Here is a 16,340-nt window from a genome sequence, read left to right as displayed (position 1 = left end):
CGGGTCGAGGTTGTTCATCAGCATGCGCAGCGGCGCTTCGGTCAGCCAGCTCTTGGCGGTCAGCTGGTTGCCGCGGGGGGCGCGGATTTCGACGTCGCGGAACTTGGTAGGCTTTTTGTCAGTCACGAAAAACACTCCTCAGCATTCAATTCAAACCAACCCTGGCGGTGGGCAAGCGGGCCTGTGCGCTTCACTGCACGACAAGCGAATCAGTGGACGCTGCGGAGAGTTTCCTTCAACTCATACGCATACGTCTTTACTTGTACATACAAGCATATGCAATCAAGCGGCCAACTTGTTGAAGGGACGTTCAAGAAAACCTTCGCGCAGAGCTGGAGAGCGCCTGGATCAAGGGCTGCGGCGTGAATGAAATTTTTCGGGAGTGGGGTTTGCGTGCAGGTCGGAGGCTGTTACGTGAGCGGGGCATTGCGCCACGCTGGGGCGTTCGGTAACAAATGGGTGCGCCGCAGGAAACAGGAACACCGAAACAAAAATGGCGAGGGAGCCGGCTCCCGCTGGAGGCCGAAGGGTTCCCGACCGATTCGGGAAACGCTTCGCGGACCAGCGGGAGCAAGCTCCCTCGCCACCGTTGTTAAAGGATCAACGTGCGGTCAGTTCAATCACGCAGCACGCGGCATTGACACTGACTTCCGCCAGCCCGGCGTTACCGTCCAGCTGCAGGCAATCGTGCCGACCCAGTTGCTCGGTGCGGCCATCGACCTGCACCTGCAAAAGCTCGCTGACGCTGAACACCAGCACCGTGCCCGCCGAGCTGAAGAAGCGTTGCTCGCCGCCCAGCCATTGCAGGCGTGCGCTGTAGCGCTGCGGCGCATAGATCAGGTTGAAGTCGCGGATCGCCCCGCCGAGCAGGGTGCAGGACACCTGGCTCTCGCCGCTGAAGGCGAACGGATCGAGGGGCCGCAGCGGGCGGGTGTCGTCACCGTCGACGCACAGGGTCATGCCGTCGCCCTGCAGCACGGTGATCACCCGCTGGTAGCCGGCGAAGGTGGAGAATCCGCCCGACTCGGCGATGTCGGCGATCGACAGGCGCCAGCCGAAGCCGTCGAGGCCGGCGCCGGCGTCGCGGGTGATTTCCTCGGTGCTGCCGCCGCCGTTCTTCCAGGGCATGCGCGGGTAGCCTTCGGCACGTAAAACCTTGATCTGACTCATTTGTGGAACCGACCTTCCAGACTGTGACGGGAACCGGGATGGATCAGGCGCGCCGCCGTCACCGGCTGACGGCCCGACCAGGTGCGGCGGCGGATCAGCAGGCAGGGTTCGCCCTTCTCGATCTGCAGCAGCTTGCATTCGGACGGCTCGGCCAGGATCGCCTCGACCACGTGCTCGCCTTCGGTCAGCGGCGCGACCTGGTTCAGGTAGGCGTAAGGCGTCTGCTGGGTGAAGTCCTGCTTGAGGTACTCCGGCGCCACCAGCGCGTTGACGAAACGGTCCTCGATCTGCACCGGGATGTCGTTTTCGTAATGCACGATCAGCGAGTGGAACACCTTCTGCCCTTCGCGCATGTCCAGGGCCAGCGCCCGCTCGGAGCCGGCGGCCTCCTCTTCGAGGACGATGACCTGGCACGTGTGGCGGTGGCCGCGGGACGCGATCTCGTCGGCGATGTTGTGCACTTCGAACAGCGCGGACTGACTCTTGGGCTCGGCGACGAACGTGCCGACGCCTTGCATGCGCACCAGCAGGCCGTCGGCGGTCATCTCGCGCAAGGCGCGGTTGATGGTCATGCGGCTGAAGCCCAGCTGGCTGACCAGCTCGCTTTCCGACGGCACGCGGTAGTGCGGCGGCCAGTTACCGCTGTCGATCTGCTGGGTGATCATCTGTTTGACGCGGGCGTACAAGGGCGCCGGACTGTCGCCCATGTTCGCGGCCAACGGAGAGACGGGTGGCGGAGTCGGCACGGTGGATCCCTGTTCGTCTGGTGAAAGTTGCTAGCTTGCCGGAGTTTACCGGGCAGGCAAACGTCTGTATATGTATATACAAATAACACACGATGGGGTGCTGAACCATGTCCGCCTTCTTTGCCGAACGCGCGCTGCTGCCTAGTGGATGGGCCAACAATGTACGTCTTGAGGTCAACGCCGATGGCGTGCTGACCAGTGTCCAGGCCGATTCCACCGCAGACGGCGCCGAACGGCTGGGCGGTCCGCTGCTGCCGGGCATGCCGAACCTGCACTCCCACGCCTTCCAGCGGGCGATGGCCGGCCTGGCGGAAGTGGCCGGCAATCCGAACGACAGTTTCTGGACCTGGCGCGACCTGATGTACCGGCTCGTCGGAAAAATCACGCCGGAGCAACTCGGCGTCATCGCCCGCCAGCTGTACATCGAAATGCTCAAGGCCGGCTACACCTCGGTGGCCGAATTCCATTACGTGCACCACGACACCAGCGGCCGGCCTTACGCCGACCCGGCCGAACTGGCCTTGCGCATCAGCCAGGCCGCCGGCGCCGCCGGCATCGGCCTGACCCTGCTGCCGGTGCTCTACAGCCATTCCGGCTTCGGCGGCCAGGCCCCGAACGACGGCCAGCGCCGCTTCATCAACGGCACCGACGCCTACCTCGACCTGCAGGCGCGCCTGCAACCGGTGCTGGCCCAGCAGAAGGCGCAGTCGCTGGGCCTGTGTTTCCACTCGTTGCGCGCGGTCACCCCGCAGCAGATCAGCGACGTGCTGGCGGCCAGCGACAAACAGTGTCCGGTGCACATCCACATCGCCGAACAGCAGAAGGAAGTCGACGACTGCCTGAGCTGGAGCGGCCGCCGCCCGTTGCAGTGGCTGTACGAGAACGTCGAGGTCGACTCGCGCTGGTGCCTGGTGCATGCGACCCATGCCGATCCGGACGAAGTCACGCTGATGGCCAAGAGCCGCGCCATCGCCGGCCTGTGCCTGACCACCGAAGCCAACCTCGGCGACGGGATCTTCCCGGCGGTGGACTTCCTCGCCCAGGGCGGGCGCATGGGCATCGGTTCCGACAGCCATGTGTCGTTGAGCGTGGTGGAAGAGCTGCGTTGGCTGGAATACGGCCAGCGCCTGCGCGACCAGCGGCGCAACCGCCTGTACGGCGCGGATCAGCCGATGGTCGGCCGCACCCTGTACGACGCGGCGCTGGACGGCGGCGCCCAGGCGCTGGGCCAGCCGATCGGCGCGCTGGAGGTCGGCAAGCGCGCCGACTGGATCACCCTCGACGGCAACGATCCGTATCTGGCGACCGCCCAGGGCGACGGCATCCTCAACCGTTGGCTGTTCGCCGGCGGCGACCGTCAGGTGCGCGACGTCATGGTGAACGGCCAGTGGGTGGTTCGCGGCGGGCGGCATGCCGCAGAAGAGGACAGCGCCCGGGCGTTCACCCAGGTGCTGCGCGAGCTCCTGGGCTGACGCCGATCAAAATTGTGGGAGCCAGCAAGCTGGCTCCCACAACGGTTTTGCGGTGACGGTCAGTTGGAAGTCTTGGCCATCTGCCGGTCCGAGGTGCGCCAGATCAGCCTTGTGGTGTCGTAACCCTGCTGGCGCGCCTTGCTCAGCAACTCTTCGCGCACCACACCGTTGACCGTCGGCGTGCGGGACAGCAGCCACAGGTAACGCCGGCTCGGGTCGCCGACGATGGCGGTCTTGTAGTCATCGCTGACGTACAGCACCCAGTACTGGCCCTTGGCGGTGCCCGGGATCAGCCGCGAGAACCACGTATCGAACTCGACCCACAGCTTGTCGGTCTTGCCCGGCACCTGGGGATAGGCCGTGCCCTTGGCCTCTTCCCACTGCCAGTCTTCCGTCAGGCAGCGGTTGAGCACCGCGAGGTTGCCGTCGGGCTGGAGGGTGTAACGGGCTTCGGACTGCGCGCAGTTGCGCTGGAAGTACATCGGCAGACGCGCCAGCTCGTACCAGGTGCCCTGGTAGCGCTTGAGGTTGACGCTGTGGACTGTCTTGGGCGCCAGCGGATCTTCACCGGTGGTGGCGCAGCCGGCCAATACCAGGCCGGCGAAAAGGACAAGCAATAACCGCTTCATTGTTTTTCTCCCGTGGGCGCGCGGCCCCGGTTCACTTCAGGCCTTGGCCGGAAAACATCAACACTTTGTCACCGGCGTACTGCACGCTGATAAAGCTCTTTTCGTCGCCCCAGGTGCAACTGGACATGCCGAGCGCACCCGCGCAATCGGTGGGTTTGCCGAGCAGGGTCTCCACCTCGGCCTTGGCCATCCCGGTCGAAAGCTTCGAGTAGTTTTCCTGATTGATCTTGCTGCAGGCGGCCAACAGCACGCAAAACGACAGCAAGGCGATAGAACGCAGCGACATGTGTAACTCCTGGAGCGGAAGGGGGATGGCCTGGCGCCAACCAGAAGCTTAGAAGAGAAAACCCCTGTCGGGTTCCCTCCCGGACAGGCTATTTGTTGCCCCGCCCGTCTGCCTTTTGCCGATAAATCAGACACTTTGTAAGGCCATTGGGCCTTTCGTCGCCTTTCGCCAAAACGGCCTAATCTTTGACGCGCAGCAGTCGAAATAAGAGCAGCGCAAAGCCCGAGACTGTGGCAAATTGCCGCCCCTTCTTGACCAGCCCTCCGCGGTAGCTCATTTAATGACCAGAAACATGAAATTCAGCCACAAGATCTTGTTGGCTGCCGCCCTCGTGGTGGCCGTTGCGTTCGCCTGTTTCATTTTGTTCAACGACTATCGCCAGCGCGAAACCCTGCGCAGCAGCACCGAAGCGTCGATGCAGGAACTGGGCAGCCTGACCACCAGCAACATCCAGACCTGGCTGGAGAGCCGCATCCAGCTGCTGCAATCGCTGTCCCAGCAGATCGTCGCCGACGGCAACGCCCCGGCCAGCCTCAAGCGCATCATCGACCTGCCCGCCTACACCGGCAATTTCCAGCTCAGCTACTTCGGCGGCGCCGACGGCGTGATGTTCTCGGTGCCGGCCGGCAACCGCGCACCGGACTACGACCCCCGCGCCCGCGGCTGGTACAAGGCGGCCAACGCCGCCCAGCAGACCATCGTCACCGAACCCTACATCGCCGCCTCGTCGGGCAAGCTGGTGATCACCGTCGCCACCCCGGTGCAGCGCCAGGGCCAGATGATCGGTGTGGCCGGCGCCGACATCGACCTGTCCAGCATCAGCGCGATCATCAACTCGCTGAACTTCGGCGGCCACGGCCACGCGTTCATCGTCAGCCGCGAAGGCAAGATCCTGATCCACCCGGACAGCAAACTGGTGCTCAAGAGCCTGTCCGACGCCTATCCCGACGGCGCGCCGAGCGTCAGCCCCGGCCTGAAGGAAGTCGAGGCCGACGGCAAGACCCAGCTGATCTCGTTCACCCACGTCAACGGCGTGCCGTCGGCCGACTGGTACGTGGCGCTGGTGCTGGACAAGGACACCGCGTTCTCGATGCTCAGCGAATTCCGCACCTCGGCGCTGATCGCCATGGTGATCGCGGTGGTGATCATCATCGCCCTGCTCGGCATGCTGATCCGCGTCCTGATGCAGCCGCTGCTGACCATGGGCCGCGCCATGCACGACATCGCCGAAGGCGAAGGCGACCTGACCAAGCGCCTGACCATCCACGGCCACGACGAGTTCGGCGCCCTGGGCCTGTCGTTCAACCGTTTCGTGGAGCGCATCCACACCTCGATCCGTGAAGTGTCCTCGGCCACCGGCCAAGTCAACGAAGTCGCCCTGCGGGTGGTCGCGGCCTCCAACTCGTCGATGCACAACTCCGACCAGCAGGCCTCGCGCACCAACAGCGTGGCCGCGGCGATCAACCAACTGGGCGCCGCCGCCCAGGAGATCGCCCAGAACGCCGCCCTCGCCTCGCAGCACTCCAGCGAAGCGCGCAGCCAGGCCGAAGACGGCCAGCAAGTGGTGGACAAGACCATCCACGCGATGCAGCAGCTGTCGGCGCAGATCAGCGATTCCTGCGGCAACATCGAGACCCTGAACAGCCACACGGTGAACATCGGCCAGATCCTGGAGGTGATCACCAGCATCTCCCAGCAGACCAACCTGCTGGCCCTCAACGCCGCCATCGAAGCGGCCCGGGCCGGCGAAGCGGGCCGCGGTTTCGCCGTGGTGGCCGACGAAGTGCGCAACCTGGCGCACCGCACCCAGGACTCGGCGCAGCAAGTGCAGAAGATGATCGAAGAGCTGCAGATCGGCGCCCGTCAGGCGGTCACCATCATGACCGACAGCCAGCGCCAGAGCGAAAGCAGCGTCGGCATCGCCAACCAGGCCGGCGAGCGCCTGGGCAGCGTGACCCAGCGCATCGGCGAGATCGACGGCATGAACCAGTCGGTGGCCACCGCCACCGAAGAGCAGACCGCCGTGGTGGAGTCGATCAACGTCGACATCAGCGAGATCAACATGCTGAACCAGGAAGGGGTGGAGAACCTGCAAGCGACGTTGCGCGCGTGCTCGGATCTTGAGCAGCAGGCGGCGCGGCTCAAACATCTGGTGGGCAGCTTCAGGATCTGAGGCGCGGCGACGGCCGTCATCGCTGGCAAGCCAGCTCCCACAGGTTTATCGGGTGTACGCACAATCAGTGTTCATCCCGGAAACCTGTGGGCGGGCTCCGGGCGGCGATCCGACGATGGCGTCAGAGGCGTTGAAGCCGATTCAGAAGCTTGAACCCGGCGTCGAAAGAAACGCCAACTCCTCAGCCGTCGACTCCCGCCCCAACACCGCATTGCGGTGCGGGAACCGCCCGAACCGGGCGATGACCTTCCGGTGCCGTTCGGCATAGTCCAGATTGTCGGCAAACACCGCACGCTCGGCCTGCGGCTGTTCATCCGTCAGCGCCATGAACCTTGAGACGGCCTCGTTCTGCACCGCAAGGTTCTCGCAGTGCTCGAACACCAGGTAGATGAACACCCGCTGGATCGGCTTGAGTCGCCGGTCGAAATCCGCCGCAATGCCCTGGGCGACCAGCTTCTGGGCGCGGGCATCGCCGGAGAACGCTTGGGGCGTGTCGCGATAGATCATGCGCGGCAACTGATCGAGCAGCAGCACCACGGCCAGCCAACCTTCGGGACATTGCGTCCACCCGGTCAAGCCGCCGGCCAGGGCCTGATCGACAAAGACCCCGAAACGCTCTCGCGCTTCGAGGTCTTGGCTGTCGCGTTTGCCGAACCACAACGCGCCCTTTTGCGCCGATGTTGCGCTCGCCGATCCGGCATGGCCGAACCACCAATCGAGCAACGGCTGCCAGGGCGCGTCCATGGGTCAGGCCTTGTGGTAGGCCGTGGCGCGTTCGACTTCTTCCTTCGAGCCGAGGAACACCGCCACGCGCTGGTGCAGGCCTTCAGGCTGAATGTCGAGGATGCGCTGATGGCCGTCGGTGGACGCGCCGCCCGCCTGTTCCACCAGGAACGACATCGGGTTGGCTTCGTACATCAGGCGCAGCTTGCCCGGCTTGGACGGCTCGCGGCTGTCGCGCGGGTACATGAACAGGCCGCCGCGGGTCAGGATGCGGTGCACGTCGGCGACCATCGCTGCCACCCAGCGCATGTTGTAGTTCTTCTTCAGCGGGCCTTCTTCGCCGGCCAGCAGTTCCTCAACGTAGCGCTGCACCGGAGCTTCCCAGTGACGCTGGTTGGACATGTTGATGGCGAATTCCTGAGTGCTTTCAGGGATAGTGATGTTTTCGTGGGTCAGCACGAAGCTGCCCATCTCACGGTCCAGGGTAAAGCCCTTGACGCCGTCGCCCAGGGTCAGCACCAGCATGGTCTGCGGGCCGTAGATCGCGTAGCCGGCAGCCACCTGTTGGGTGCCCGGCTGCAGGAAGGCCTTCTCGTTCAGGCTTTCGTTCTGGCTCAGGTATTCGTTCGGGCAGCGCAGCACCGAGAAGATGGTGCCGACCGGGGCGTTGATGTCGATGTTCGACGAACCGTCCAGCGGGTCGAACACCAGCAGGTAGGCGCCTTTAGGGTACTTGCCCGGGATCTGGTAGGCATTGTCCATCTCTTCGGACGCCATGCCGGCCAGGTGGCCGCCCCACTCGTTGGCTTCGAGCAGGATTTCGTTGGACAGCACGTCCAGCTTCTTCTGCACTTCGCCCTGGACGTTCTCGGTGCCCATGCTGCCCAGCACGCCGCCGAGGGCGCCTTTGGACACGGCGTGGCTGATTTCCTTGCAGGCACGCGCCACCACTTCGATCAGGAAGCGCAGATCGGCAGGGGTATTGTTGCTGCGGGTCTGCTCAATCAAATAGCGACTCAGGGTAACGCGGGACATGGACGGCTCCGGTGGAATGGGGGGCTGAAAAACCCGCGCAGTTTACAGGGAGTCTGGAAACCTAGCGAGCGGTGACGCCCGTAAACGTGCGTCGGGGCAATTCCTGCCATCTGACGGGATTGGCGGGACAGAGTTCAGGCACGAGGTTGAGCGTAGATTGAAAACGGGACGGGCGGCGGCTCGGTTTTCGCGACCGGGCCGAGATTCCTGTCGGCCATACCGCCGTCATCGCGAGCAGGCTCGCTCCCACAAGGGATCTTCGGTGGACACAAATCCAGTGAACACCGCCGCTTCCTGTGGGAGCGGGCTTGCCCGCGATCCGGCGCCCAGCACCGGCCAACCTCAGGACTTGGCCGGCGGCTTGCGCAACAGGCTGAACGCCATCGCCCCCAGGAACAGCACGCTGAGCAGCAGCACCGCCCACAGCCCGAACTTTTTCCAGTTGGTGTCCGCCGTCGCCGCGGTGGTGGCGGTCGATGTCCGGGTCGCGAGCGCCTCGCCCTGCACCGTGGCCTTGCCCAGCGCCGCCAGTTTCGCCGGAGTGAAATCAGGGATCAGCGTGGACAGCGGCAGGTTCGCGGTCTTCACGCCGGCATTGCCCAGCGCCAGGCTGTAGGGGCCTTCGCCCCGGGCCAGGAAGATCACTTGGGTGGCGCGCACCGCGTACTTGAGGCTCGGCGCCTGCTCACCCAGACCGCCGCCGCGCTCGTCGACCGTCAGCCTGAGTTGCTGGACGGTCTGCCCGTACAGCTGCAATTCGTTCTGCACCACGTCCTGGCCGTTCTGGGTCAGGCGGTAGAGCAAACCGCCGGTCAGCGTCTGCCACGGCAGGCTGGTTTCGCGGCGCCCGGCCAGCGTCACCGGCGCCAGGCTGTTGGCCTGTTTGAGTTCGACCTGCACCCGCTCGACGTTCAGCCCCATCGGCAACTGCCAGGTGTACTCGCCGGCCTTGCCGCGGGTGCCGGCCAGCGCCTGCGACCAGACCAACGGCAGCGGCACCTGGCGCGGGTCGCTGCTCTTGAGCTGGGCCGCCGTGAGGGCCGGCGCCGACGCCGGCGAGTCCCACAGCAGGCGCAGGTAACGGGCGTTCTGGCCCGGCAGGGCCACTTCGTGCTGTTCGACCTGCTCGTCGGCAAAGGTCAGCCGCGCCACCTGCCCTTCGCCCCATGGGCGCCAGTGCTGCAGATCGTCGCTGGCCTCGATGGAAAAGCGCTGGAAGCCGTCCCGCTCGCTGCTCCAGTCGAGGATCAGCTGCTGCAGCGGCGCCTTGACCGCGCTGGCGTCGAGCAACCAGCCGCGCAGGGTTTCCTCGCCCGCCTCCAGATGGCTGGACGGCTGCACCTCGACCAGCGTGCCGCTGGTGGTGGACTGGATGCGCACATTGGGCGCGCGTTCCTGGGCGTCGGCGGCGTCGTACAGCGGGAACCACTTCACGTCGTGCAACTGGCCGTCGTCGCGGGTCTGCGCCGATTCACGGGCCAGGGCGTAGGCCTGCGGCTCGCCGGCGGCGTTGAACACCCGCAGATCGCTGAGGTCGGTCTGGCGCGCTTGCAATTGCGCGCTCAACGGCAACTCGAGGCGATACCACGGGCCGTCGCCGGTGACCGCCAACGGGATCTGCACGGCGAAGTCCGCCGGTTTTTCCTGGGCGCCGACCGTCATGGCCACGCCCAGCACCAGCCACCCCAGATTTAGCTTGCGACTCAAGACGACACTCCTCCGGTTTCCGGCGCAGGCTTGTCCGCCGCCGGTGCGGCCTCGGCGCGCTTGGGCGGCAACGGGGCGAAATAGCCCACCACCAGCAGCAACACGCCGACGCCAATGAACGAGACGATCCGGGCCAGTCCGCCACGGTTGCTCAATTCGACGAAAATCAGTTTGGCCACCACCAGCGCGATCAGCGCCGCGCCGATCAGCCACACCTCGCGGCGATGGCGCAGGTGCCCGCCGATCATCAGAGCCAGCGCCATCAGCGTCCAGACGATGGACAGGCCTGCCTGCACCAGCATCGATTCGAGCAGCAGATCCAGCTCGAAAGGGATCCCGGCCCAATGGTGGGCGGCGCGGGTCACCAGCGCCGTGCCGAAGGCGAACAGCGACACCCCGGCGACCGCCTGCGCGGCGAGGCTGGCGTAGTCCTTGCGGATCGCCAGACGCTCGACGGCGCTGCGCGACCAGACGTAGACGCCGAACAGCGCAAACAGCAGGCCCAGCTCCAGCGGGTTGAGCAGCGGCACGTAAGGCAGCGGTTCGGCGTTGCCGTCGCTCACCCCGTTGGCCAGCCAGAACCAGCCGAGCATCAGCGCCGCCAGCGGCGCCGCCGCGTACACGCGGTACTCGCGGGGGAACGCCGCCACCGGCCACGGCCAGTCGCGCGGAGCCGCCATCAGCAGCAAGTACAGGCTCGGCAGGATCGCCCAGCCCAGCCAGCGCCAGGCGTTGTACTGCTCGGACAACAGCAGCAGGCCGTAGCGCAGCTCCAGCGCCAGCACGCCGATCAACAGCCAGCAGCCGAGCACGTGGGCCGTGCTCAGGGCCCGGGCCGGCAGGCTCGGCGCCAGGCGCCGCAGGCTGAAGAAGTGCACGGCGAACACCAACGCCCAGGCCAGCCAGCCGAACTCCGCCGCCGGGTGGTAGCGCGAATGCCAGGCCGCGAGCAGCACCAGACCCGCCGCCGGCGTCAGCAAGGTGCAGACCAGCCCCAGCGCCGGCCATTTCAACCGCACGGCCAGCAGCGTCCACACCCCGACGCTCAACGCCGCCACCGCCAGCAACAGCGTCGCCTGCAGAGGCAACGGCGCAAAGCGCAGCACTTCGCTGACCCAAGCCAATGCCCACCAGGCGGCGCCCCACACCAGCAACACCTCGGACAGACGATGCAGGCTCAAGCGGTCGAACGCCGAGGCGTGATTGCCCAGTTGCAGGCGCCAGGCGCCGACCAGCGCGGCCACGCCCAGCACCAGCGGCGTCCAGAACCCGCCATGGGCCAGCGGCTTGAGGCCCTCGCCGGACAGCGGCCCGAGCCACTGGGGACCGGCCAGCAGGAACGCCGCCCCGCCGATCACCTGCAACAGCAGGCCGAACACGAAACTCACCGGCTGGCGCAGGTACAGGCTCAGCCAGATGATCAGCAGGCCGCTGGCCGCCCACACCGCGCTCGCCGTCTGCCACGGCAGGACGAACAGCACCGCCAGGTTGATCAGCACCAGCCCCGCCAGCAGCACCACCGACAGCCCCTGGAGCAGACGCACGTCACTGCGCACCATGTCGTCCCGGGCCGCCAGCAGCATGCCGGCGATCAGCGCCAGCCCGATCAGCGAGGCGCCGAGCAGCCCGCTCCAGCCGGCGCTGAACACCGCCGCCGAGTCTTCCCCGGCCCCTTGCAGGCGCAGCAGGAACAGCGCGCCGCCCAGCAGCTGCACGGCGAACGCGGTGAACAGGAACGTGCGCGATTGCAGGCGCAGGCCGACGAACAGCGTCGCCAGCCCGGCCAGCGCCCAGCTGATCGCGGTGCCGTGGGCGAAGAAGAACAGCGGCGCCAACAGATAAAGGAACGTCAGGCCCAGGCACGCCAGCACCGGCAAGCCGTAGCGTTCCCACGGCTGCGTCTGTGGCGCCGGGGCTTGGCGCAATTGATGGAAACTGAACAGCAGCGCCAGGCCGAGCATCAACGCCCCCAGCGGCGCGCCGTCGATCAGGCTGGCTTCACCGGCGCGCAGCCCGCTGAGGAACGCCAGCGCCGAACCCAATTGCAGCAACAGCGCAAAGCCCCGCGCCAGCAACCGCTGCTGGCGCAGGCCCAGCCAGAAGATCCCCGCGCCTTCCACCGCCCAGGCGGCGGACGTCCAGCGCGCATCCAGCCCCAGCGGAATCGCCAGGCTGGCGAAGATCACGCCCAGCGCCAGGCAGGTTTCCCCGAGCAGCAGCGCCCGGCCGCCCATCAGTGCACGGGCCAGCAGCAGGTAGATCAGCCCCAGCGCCAGGGCGCTGAACGCGGCGGCGAACTCCAGGTGCTGCACCAGCGCCAGCTGCAGCCCGAAGCCCACCAGGGGCGGGCCGAACAGCATCGTGCCGTCGACGTAGTCGCCCTTGCGCGCCGACCAGTGCAGCAGCGCCGCACGGTCGCCGTCCGCCGGAGCGTCCGGCAGGTCCAGCAATTTGCGCCGGGCGAACAGCAGGCCGATGGCCAGGTACATCAGGAAGAACAGCACCAGGAACGGCTCGGTGCTCCACAGCAGTTCCGGCGTGTATGAACGGGCGCCCCAGGCGAAACCAATGCCGAAGGTGCCGACGAAGCCGATCAGGTTGAGCAGGCGCCAGGCCTTGAACCAGGCGATGGCGAGGATGCCGGCGTTGAGCAGGGCGAAATAGCTGAACAGCGCGACGTGGTTGCCGGCGCCGGTGGAAGTGAGGATCGGCGCGGCGAAACCGCCGAGCGCCGCCACGGCGGCCAGGGCCAGCGCATCCTGGGTGATCGCCAGGATCGCGGAAAACACCGTGACCGCCACCAGCAGGCCCAGTGCCGCGGACGGATCGAGCAACGGGTGCAGGCGCATCGCCGCGAACACCGTCAGGTACAGCACCGCGATCCCGGTGCCTTGCAGCATCAGCGCATAGCCGCTGTTGCGCCGCCGCAGCCACCAGCCCAGCGCCAGCAGGCCCAAGGCCGACGCCGCGACCCCGGCGTAACGCAACTCCACCGGCACCACCACGCCTTCGGTGGCGTAGCGCAACAGGAACGCCAGGCCGAAGAACAGCAGCACCACGCCGACCCGCAGCACGGTGTTGCCGCCGAACAGCCAGTTGCGGGCAGCGCCGATGGCGCGCTCGATCAGGTTCGGCCCACGGGGCTCGGCAGGGGCTGGCGGTTCGGACGGGGCGGCTTCAGCGCGCCAGGCGTCCTGCGCCAGCGTTGGGCTGACGACAGGAACGGGCTCAAGCTCAGGCGGCAGTTCCCAGACCAGTTCGGGCACCGGCCGGGGTTCGGACTGAGGCGCGAATCGAGGCTCAGGTCGGGGCTCAGGTTGAAGTTCTGACGCGGCCTGCGCCGCGGCGACCGGTTGCGCAGCGGCCTCATCGACCGGGGCTTCGCTGAATGGGGGCGCGGTCTGGGCCGGAGCGCCCTCCAGCCGGAACAGCCGCTGCTCCACGGCCTGCAGCGCCGCATTGGCCTGTTCAAGTTGCCGTTGCTGCTGCGCCGCCTGCGCGCCGAGCCGGGCGATGCGGATCGCCTGGCCGATCCCCAGCCCCAGCAGCGCGCCCAGCAGCGCGTCGCTGAACGACTCGTCGGCCAGCCAGCCGAGCACCAGCCCGATCAACATGAACATCCATTGCATGGTCGATATCCCTAAGCGGCCCCGGCACGGGGCGAATGCGGCAGTCCAGTCAGTCTAGGCAGCAATTCACCCCCGCAGGGGAAACCGCAAGACCCGGGACTGCCTTTGAAACGGCGCCCAGTATATCGACCCGGCCCGGCGAACGCCGGGCCTTGCGCACAATTCCCGCGAAAAGCTATTCCAGCGCTTTCCAGATGTCCGTGGCGTATTCGCGGATGGTGCGGTCGGACGAGAACCAGCCCATCCGCGCCGTGTTCAGCACCGCCGAGCGCCACCAGTTGTCGGCGTCGTGCCAGAGCGCCTCGACCCGCCGCTGGGCTTCCCAGTACGCATCGAAGTCGGCGCAGACCAGGAAGCGGTCGTAGTCCACCAGCGAGTCGATCAGCCCGGTGTAGCGCGAGGTGTCGTCCGGCGAGAACACCCCCCCGCGGATCGCCTGCAGCACGTCGTTCAGGCGGTGGGACGCGGCGATGTCCGGCACGGCGCTGAACTCGTGGTTCTGCTTGCGCGCCTCGACCTGCTGGGCGCTCAGGCCGAAGATGAACATGTGCTCGGCGCCGATGCGTTCGCACATCTCCACGTTGGCGCCGTCCAGGGTGCCGATGGTCAGCGCGCCGTTGAGGCCGAACTTCATGTTGCTGGTGCCCGAGGCCTCGAAGCCGGCGGTGGAGATCTGCTCCGACAGGTCCGCCGCCGGGATGATGCTTTCCGCCAGGCTGACGTTGTAGTTGGGCAGGAACACCACTTTCAGCAGGCCACGCACAGTCGGGTCGTTGTTCACCACCCGGGCGATGTCGTTGGTCAGCTTGATGATCAGCTTGGCCTGGTGGTAGCTCGCCGCGGCCTTGCCGGCGAAGATCTTCACCCGCGGCACCCAGTCGACCTCAGGTTCGGCGCGGATCGCCTGGTACAGCGCGACGGTGTGCATCAGGTTGAGCAACTGGCGCTTGTACTCGTGGATCCGCTTGACCTGCACGTCGAACATCGCCGCCGGGTTCACCGCGACCCCCAGCCGTTCGTGAATCAGGTAGGCCAGGGCTTTCTTGCTGTGCAGCCGCTGCTCGGCGAAGGCCTTGCGGAACGCAGCCTTCTCGGCGAACGGCTCAAGGTCGAGCAGGCGCTCCTCGGGGTTGTCCAGCACCTGCGGGCCGAGGGCGTCGACCAGCATCGAGGTCAGCTCCGGGTTGGCCTGGTACAGCCAGCGGCGGAAGGTGATGCCGTTGGTCTTGTTGTTGATCCGTTGCGGATACAGCTTGTGCAGCTCGGCGAACACCGTCTTGCGCATCAGTTGGGTGTGCAGCCCGGACACGCCGTTGACGCTGTGGGAGCCGAGGAACGCCAGGTTGCCCATGCGCACCCGCCGGCCGTTGTCCTCCTCGATCAGCGACACCGCCCGCAGCACGTCGAAGTCGTGGATGCCCTTGGCCCGGATCGAATCGATGTGCTGGGCGTTGATCAGGTAGATGATCTGCATATGCCGGGGCAGCATGCGCTCCATCAGGCCCACCGGCCAGGTCTCCAGCGCTTCGGGCAGCAGCGTGTGGTTGGTGTACGACAGGGTCTCGACCGTGACTTGCCACGCCGCGTCCCACGCCACGTCATAGACGTCCACCAGCAGGCGCATCAGTTCGGCGACGGCGATCGAGGGGTGGGTGTCGTTGAGCTGGATCGACGCGTGATCGCCGAGCGTCAGCACCGAGGTGTGCATGTTGCGGTGACGCCGCAGCAGGTCCTGCAGCGAGGCGGTGACGAAAAAGTATTCCTGGCGCAGGCGCAGTTCCTGCCCCGCTTCGGTGCTGTCGGCCGGGTAAAGCACCCGGGAGATGCTTTCGGCCCGGGCCACTTCGGCCACCGCGCCCAGGTGGTCGCCGGCGTTGAAGCGCTCCAGGTGCAGGTCTTCCATGGCCCGCGCCCGCCACAGGCGCAGGGTGTTGACGCTGGCCCCGCGCCAGCCGACCACCGGGGTGTCGTAGGCGATGGCCCGCACGGTCTCCGACGGCGACCAGACCTGCTTGGCCTTGCCGCTCGCGTCGGTGACCGTGGCCACGCTGCCGCCGAAACCGATGGAGTAGACGACTTCCGGCCGTTCGAACTCCCACGGGTTGCCGAAGTCCAGCCAATGCTCGGTCTGCTCCTGCTGCCAGCCGTCGACGATGGCCTGGCGGAACAGGCCGTGCTCGTAGCGGATGCCGTAGCCGTGGCCGGCGATGCCCAGGGTCGACATGCTCTCCATGAAGCACGCCGCCAGCCGCCCGAGGCCGCCGTTGCCCAGCGCCGCGTCGGGCTCCAGGATACGGATGCGCTCCAGGTCCACGCCCAGTTCCGTCAGCGCCTCGCGGGCCACGTCGAGCAGGCCGAGGTTGCTCAGGCTGTCGTACAGCAGGCGGCCGATGAGGAATTCCAGCGAGAGGTAGTACACCCGCTTCTGGCCCTTGCGGTAGATCTGCCGGGTGTGGTCCATCCAGTGCTCGACCATGTGATCGCGCGCCGCCAGGGCGATGGCTTCGAACCAGTCGTGGTCGAAGGCGTGATCCGGGTCTTTGCCCACCGCATAGGTGAGCTTGGTCAGGACGGCGTCGCGGAATGCGGCCACTTCAGCTTCGCGAACTAGCGGTTCTTGAGTCATCGATAGGACCTCGGGCGAGCGGGGAATGGTCAGAGCCTAGTCGGTCTGACCGACGGCGGCGGCTCTGGTTCGGCTGTTTTTCCGGTGCTGGCAATCGTCGAACGCGCGACGCATCCGATGCAGGGGCCGTGCCGAACCGCTGCG

The 16,340-nt window shown here is 66.5% G+C and carries 12 protein-coding genes and 1 pseudogene; 3 read left to right on the top strand and 10 right to left on the bottom strand.

Features of this window, described 5'->3' with window-relative positions; translation table 11 throughout:
- The 3 genes from CAG41_RS28600 to hutC form a co-directional block, all read right to left on the bottom strand.
- The coding region (locus tag CAG41_RS28600; RefSeq protein ID WP_170930287.1) for a hypothetical protein at positions 1 to 126 on the bottom strand (126 nt) is incomplete at its 3' end.
- Between the two features lie 474 nt (positions 127 to 600).
- The gene (locus tag CAG41_RS15485; RefSeq protein WP_085707171.1) at positions 601 to 1,170 is read right to left on the bottom strand and encodes a HutD family protein; all 570 of its coding nucleotides are present in this window, start codon (positions 1,168 to 1,170) and stop codon (positions 601 to 603) included.
- On the bottom strand, positions 1,167 to 1,877 hold the full coding sequence (hutC, locus tag CAG41_RS15480) for a histidine utilization repressor (protein ID WP_170930015.1): 711 nt from the start codon (positions 1,875 to 1,877) through the stop codon (positions 1,167 to 1,169). Before hutC ends, CAG41_RS15485 begins: the two co-directional genes overlap by 4 nt.
- A gap of 146 nt (positions 1,878 to 2,023) precedes the next feature.
- On the opposite strand from hutC, the gene CAG41_RS15475 reads away from it, so the two are divergent.
- A complete protein-coding gene (locus CAG41_RS15475) occupies positions 2,024 to 3,388 on the top strand; it encodes a formimidoylglutamate deiminase (RefSeq protein ID WP_085657126.1) in 1,365 nt (454 codons plus the stop codon).
- Positions 3,389 to 3,447: 59 nt separating this feature from the next.
- On the opposite strand, the gene CAG41_RS15470 is transcribed toward CAG41_RS15475, so the two are convergent.
- Together CAG41_RS15470 and CAG41_RS15465 are read right to left on the bottom strand one after the other, a co-directional pair.
- On the bottom strand, positions 3,448 to 4,017 hold the full coding sequence (locus tag CAG41_RS15470) for a lipocalin family protein (protein WP_085581772.1): 570 nt from the start codon (positions 4,015 to 4,017) through the stop codon (positions 3,448 to 3,450).
- Between the two features lie 31 nt (positions 4,018 to 4,048).
- Positions 4,049 to 4,303 carry a hypothetical protein gene (locus tag CAG41_RS15465; protein ID WP_085581774.1) on the bottom strand — a complete coding sequence of 85 codons (255 nt, stop codon included), beginning with the start codon at positions 4,301 to 4,303 and terminating at the stop codon, positions 4,049 to 4,051.
- 280 nt (positions 4,304 to 4,583) lie between these two features.
- On the opposite strand from CAG41_RS15465, the pseudogene CAG41_RS29175 reads away from it, so the two are divergent.
- Together CAG41_RS29175 and CAG41_RS29170 are read left to right on the top strand one after the other, a co-directional pair.
- Positions 4,584 to 5,618: pseudogene (locus CAG41_RS29175) on the top strand (cache domain-containing protein); the annotation flags it as partial.
- A gap of 93 nt (positions 5,619 to 5,711) precedes the next feature.
- Positions 5,712 to 6,476, top strand: a complete 765-nt coding sequence (locus CAG41_RS29170; protein ID WP_371857686.1) for a methyl-accepting chemotaxis protein — start codon at positions 5,712 to 5,714, stop codon at positions 6,474 to 6,476.
- 141 nt (positions 6,477 to 6,617) lie between these two features.
- Here the strand turns inward: CAG41_RS29170 and CAG41_RS15455 are convergent, their stop codons facing one another.
- The 5 genes from CAG41_RS15455 to CAG41_RS15435 form a co-directional block, all read right to left on the bottom strand.
- Positions 6,618 to 7,220: a DUF924 family protein gene (locus tag CAG41_RS15455; protein WP_085694882.1), complete on the bottom strand. Its 603-nt coding sequence runs from the start codon at positions 7,218 to 7,220 to the stop codon at positions 6,618 to 6,620.
- A 3-nt stretch (positions 7,221 to 7,223) separates the two neighbouring features.
- Positions 7,224 to 8,234, bottom strand: a complete 1,011-nt coding sequence (locus tag CAG41_RS15450; protein ID WP_085581780.1) for a class 1 fructose-bisphosphatase — start codon at positions 8,232 to 8,234, stop codon at positions 7,224 to 7,226.
- Positions 8,235 to 8,576: 342 nt separating this feature from the next.
- Positions 8,577 to 9,941 carry a DUF3999 domain-containing protein gene (locus CAG41_RS15445; protein WP_085639372.1) on the bottom strand — a complete coding sequence of 455 codons (1,365 nt, stop codon included), beginning with the start codon at positions 9,939 to 9,941 and terminating at the stop codon, positions 8,577 to 8,579.
- A complete protein-coding gene (locus CAG41_RS15440; protein ID WP_085707170.1) occupies positions 9,938 to 13,570 on the bottom strand; it encodes a DUF2339 domain-containing protein in 3,633 nt (1,210 codons plus the stop codon). The genes CAG41_RS15445 and CAG41_RS15440 overlap by 4 nt, the downstream gene beginning before the upstream one ends.
- Positions 13,571 to 13,745: 175 nt before the next feature.
- On the bottom strand, positions 13,746 to 16,196 hold the full coding sequence (locus CAG41_RS15435; RefSeq protein ID WP_085581786.1) for a glycogen/starch/alpha-glucan phosphorylase: 2,451 nt from the start codon (positions 16,194 to 16,196) through the stop codon (positions 13,746 to 13,748).
- Between the last annotated feature and the right edge of the window lie 144 nt (positions 16,197 to 16,340).

The organism is Pseudomonas sp. B35(2017) (assembly GCF_002113645.1).
In the GTDB taxonomy this organism is placed as follows: Bacteria; Pseudomonadota; Gammaproteobacteria; order Pseudomonadales; family Pseudomonadaceae; genus Aquipseudomonas; species Aquipseudomonas ekonensis.
The sequence above is the reverse complement of the archived record's forward strand: the minus strand, read 5'-3'. Positions and strand labels throughout refer to the sequence as shown.

Coding starts and splice junctions, on each gene's coding strand:
- CAG41_RS15485 (WP_085707171.1), bottom strand. CDS start 1,170: ATGAGTCAGATCAAGGTTTTACGTGCCGAAGGCTACCCGCGCATGCCC.
- hutC (WP_170930015.1), bottom strand. CDS start 1,877: ATGGGCGACAGTCCGGCGCCCTTGTACGCCCGCGTCAAACAGATGATC.
- CAG41_RS15475 (WP_085657126.1), top strand. CDS start 2,024: ATGTCCGCCTTCTTTGCCGAACGCGCGCTGCTGCCTAGTGGATGGGCC.
- CAG41_RS15470 (WP_085581772.1), bottom strand. CDS start 4,017: ATGAAGCGGTTATTGCTTGTCCTTTTCGCCGGCCTGGTATTGGCCGGC.
- CAG41_RS15465 (WP_085581774.1), bottom strand. CDS start 4,303: ATGTCGCTGCGTTCTATCGCCTTGCTGTCGTTTTGCGTGCTGTTGGCC.
- CAG41_RS29170 (WP_371857686.1), top strand. CDS start 5,712: ATGCACAACTCCGACCAGCAGGCCTCGCGCACCAACAGCGTGGCCGCG.
- CAG41_RS15455 (WP_085694882.1), bottom strand. CDS start 7,220: ATGGACGCGCCCTGGCAGCCGTTGCTCGATTGGTGGTTCGGCCATGCC.
- CAG41_RS15450 (WP_085581780.1), bottom strand. CDS start 8,234: ATGTCCCGCGTTACCCTGAGTCGCTATTTGATTGAGCAGACCCGCAGC.
- CAG41_RS15440 (WP_085707170.1), bottom strand. CDS start 13,570: ATGCAATGGATGTTCATGTTGATCGGGCTGGTGCTCGGCTGGCTGGCC.
- CAG41_RS15435 (WP_085581786.1), bottom strand. CDS start 16,196: ATGACTCAAGAACCGCTAGTTCGCGAAGCTGAAGTGGCCGCATTCCGC.